Below are 3,342 nucleotides of genomic sequence, written 5' to 3' on the forward strand. Positions count from 1 at the left end.
TTTACCTCTCATTTTTTCCCATTCATTTTCATTCACCAATATTTAAAGGAGCATAAAGTATGGCAACAGGTTTTCTACACGGTGTTGAAGTTGTCGAAGTTGACGACGGCACCCGTCCCCTTCGCGCGGTACAATCGGCAGTTATCGGAATTATCGGCACAGCGCCCGATGCCGATGAGCAAGCATTTCCTCTTAACACACCCGTTTTGGTAACGGGTTCTCTTTCACAAGCAGCTAAACTGGATAAAACAGGTAAGCGTCAAGGCACCCTACCCAATGCCCTTGATCTCGTTTTCAAGCAAGTGGGTGCCATTGTTGTTGTCGTGCGCGTGAAAGAAGGTGATAATGAAAATGCAACACTCACCAATGTTCTTGGCGGTGTGAATGCAAATGGCGCTTATGAAGGCGTCCACGCTTTGATTGGAGCACAATCCATTGTGGGACAAACACCACGCATTCTTATTGCCCCAGGCTTTACGCACAAACGCCCTATAAGTCTTAGCAAGATTGATGTGACGAACCAAGGAAGCGGTTACACTCAAGCAACCGTTAAAATTGCCGGCGGTGCAGAAGCAGAAGCAATCCTGAAAGATGGAAAAGTAACGTCACTTGTCATTAAGGACAGTGGCTTTGATTATCAAACCGCCCCAACTGTGACGATTGAAGGAGATGGCACTGGTGCGACAGCCAAAGCCGAAATCAGTACAACATCTAATCCTGTAGCGGCAGAACTCATTGGCATTGCTGAACGCCTACGCGCTATTGTGGTGCTTGATGCACCAAACACAACAGATGAAGCAGCCCTTAGTGCAGCAAAGGATTTTGATTCAAAGCGCGCCATCATAGTTGACCCTTTTGTAAAGGTGAATCGTGATGGAAAAATCTTAGAACAGCCAGCAAGTGCAGCAGTTGCTGGTGTCATTGCTAAAAATGATTTTACACACGGTTTTTGGCATTCCCCTTCAAACAAAGTGATCAATGGCATTGTTGGTATTGCACGCCCCATTGATTTTTCCATTGGGGACAGATCAAGCCGCGCTAACCTTCTTAACGAACAAAACATCACAACAATTATCCGCGAAAATGGTTATCGTCTTTGGGGTAATCGCACCCTTTCAAGCAATACAAAATTTGCCTTTTTATCGGTGGTACGCACTGCCGATATGATTAATGATGCCATTTTACGCGGACATCTATGGGCAGTCGACCGCAATATCAAAAAAACCTACATGAGTGACGTGAGTGAAAGCGTCAATGCCTATTTGCGTGATTTAAAAGCACAAGGCGCCATTCTTGGTGGGCGTTGTACGCCTGATCTAGAGTTGAATACAGCAAGCGCTATTGAAGGCGGCAGAGTCTATTTCAATGTGGAATTCACACCAACAACACCAGCAGAACACATCACCTTCCGTTCACAAATCATCAATGATTACCTAGAGGAGATCTTTTAATGACTGTACCTGTTTTACCAAGAGTTTTGAAATATTTTAACATTTATGTCGATGGCATTCCCTATCAAGCAAAGTGTGAAAGTGTCACCCTACCGAATTTGAACTTGGTCGTTGAAAGTTATCGCGGCGGCGGCATAGATAGCGCCATTGAGGTTGACCTTGGTCTTGAAACCCTCATCCTCACCATGACCATTTCTGATTGTTCACCAGAATTAATGGCGCTGTTGGGGCGCACCGATGTCGACATCTCTCTGCGCAGTTCAATGCAAGCGCAAGGAACACCCGCAGAAGGGGTTATCATTACCATGAGAGGACTTTGCAAAGGTTTTGAAATGGCAGAATGGCAACCGGGAGGCAAAGCAACTTCTACAGCTACCTTCACATTGCAGTATTTCAAATATGTTCAGAAAGACGTTGAAATCGTTGAGATAGACGTTCTCAACTTGGTGAGAAAATTCAATGGTGTCAATCAATTAGCAGGTCATAGAGAAAACATAGGATTATAAAAATGACAGTACAAACAAGCATTACACATAAATTACTTGTACCGGTTACTTTTGAGGGAAAAGAGCACACCACAATTACCTTACGGCGCCCCAAAACAAAAGATGTGCAAGCAATCGACAAAAAAGAAGGCATAGAGCAAACAATCGCTATGATCACACGCCTTTCTGAATGGGCACATGAAGCGGTTGGAGAACTCGATATTAATGACTTGTCGAGCATTGGAGAGATTTTGGAGTCTTTTATCAAGCGGCGGGATACCTCGACTGGGAAACCGCCGCTAAACTCATAGCCGATATTGCCATTGTGTTCCATTGGTCACTTTCAGACATGATGGAAATGGAACCGCAAGAACTCATATTCTGGCGAAAACAAGCAGCAGAAAGGTATAAAATAAAATGAGTGAAAAAGTTGCTGATGCAAAGGTAAAGTTGTCTCTTGAAGACCGACTTACCAAGCCTCTCAAACGTATACAAGAGCATTTTAAGAAATTATCCCATAGTTTGAGTATTCCACGCTTTTCTGCTGCTGTACAAAACATGACAAAAAGCCTTCATGGCGCTCAAAGTGCTCTTGGTGTAGCTGCAAGCCGTGCTTCAGTCTTTACCGGTATCCTAGGGCTTGCTGGGGGTGGTCTTGTGGCAAGTATAACCGCCGTTACCATGAAAACCATGCATATGGGGGACAGTCTTCACCACGCATCACGACATTTAGGTATGAGTGTTACAGCACTTCAATTATGGGGTGATGCAGCCGATAATTCAGGATATTCCGCCGAACTCTTTCAACAATCCTTGGCAACCTTAAATAGGCGTTCTGCGCAAGCATATGCCGGACAACAAAGAGGCATTATGGGGTTTGAAGCGCTTGGTATTTCTGTCAAAAACGCTTCTGGTAAACTCAAATCAAACTCCGTTTTATTAGAAGAAATTACCGAAAAAATGAGTAACATGAAAAATCAAGCACAAAGGCAGCGTATTGCTGCGCTGTTGTTTGGTGGAGATGGTAAAGAAATGGCTGCCATGCTTTCACAAGGTATGGCACCCATTAAAGAACTCTTTGCAAAGGCGCGGAAAGGAAAATGGCTGATAGGTGCCGATGTTGCACGCTATGCAGCAGATTTAAGCGACAAGCTTGGTGCCTTTAAGAAAAAAATAGGCGGTATTGCAAGCTTTATTGGCACGCGTTTCATGCCTGTGATCAATGATATGATTGATGCGTTTTCAAAGCTGATTGATGAAAACCGTGATCTTATCCAAACAACCGTGGCAAGCTGGGCTAAAACCTTAAAACAAGTCTTACAAGATTTACTTAATCCTACTTCTGATTTAAGAAAAGGTATTAGTGATCTCACAGAGAGAATTAAAGGCTGGTTCCAATGGCTAGA

4 protein-coding genes and 1 pseudogene are annotated in these 3,342 nt (G+C 43.9%); all 5 read left to right on the plus strand.

Annotation, left to right across the window (positions count from 1 at the left end; all coding sequences use genetic code 11):
* Nucleotides 1-59 precede the first annotated feature (59 nt).
* On the plus strand, nt 60-1,451 hold the full coding sequence (locus PVV59_RS09585; RefSeq protein ID WP_273755854.1) for a phage tail sheath subtilisin-like domain-containing protein: 1,392 nt from the start codon (nt 60-62) through the stop codon (nt 1,449-1,451).
* Nucleotides 1,451-1,957 carry a phage major tail tube protein gene (locus PVV59_RS09590; RefSeq protein WP_273755855.1) on the plus strand — a complete coding sequence of 169 codons (507 nt, stop codon included), beginning with the start codon at nt 1,451-1,453 and terminating at the stop codon, nt 1,955-1,957. Before PVV59_RS09585 ends, PVV59_RS09590 begins: the two co-directional genes overlap by 1 nt.
* A 2-nt stretch (nt 1,958-1,959) precedes the next feature.
* Nucleotides 1,960-2,247 carry a phage tail assembly protein gene (locus tag PVV59_RS09595; RefSeq protein ID WP_273755856.1) on the plus strand — a complete coding sequence of 96 codons (288 nt, stop codon included), beginning with the start codon at nt 1,960-1,962 and terminating at the stop codon, nt 2,245-2,247.
* Between the two features lie 41 nt (nt 2,248-2,288).
* Nucleotides 2,289-2,357, plus strand: coding sequence for a GpE family phage tail protein (locus PVV59_RS09955; RefSeq protein ID WP_273755857.1), 69 nt, complete (start codon nt 2,289-2,291; stop codon nt 2,355-2,357).
* Nucleotides 2,354-3,342: pseudogene (locus tag PVV59_RS09605) on the plus strand (phage tail protein); the annotation flags it as partial. The gene PVV59_RS09955 and the pseudogene PVV59_RS09605, both read left to right, overlap by 4 nt.

Source organism: Bartonella sp. MM73XJBT.G, assembly GCF_028618435.1.
In the GTDB taxonomy this organism is placed as follows: domain Bacteria; phylum Pseudomonadota; class Alphaproteobacteria; order Rhizobiales; family Rhizobiaceae; genus Bartonella.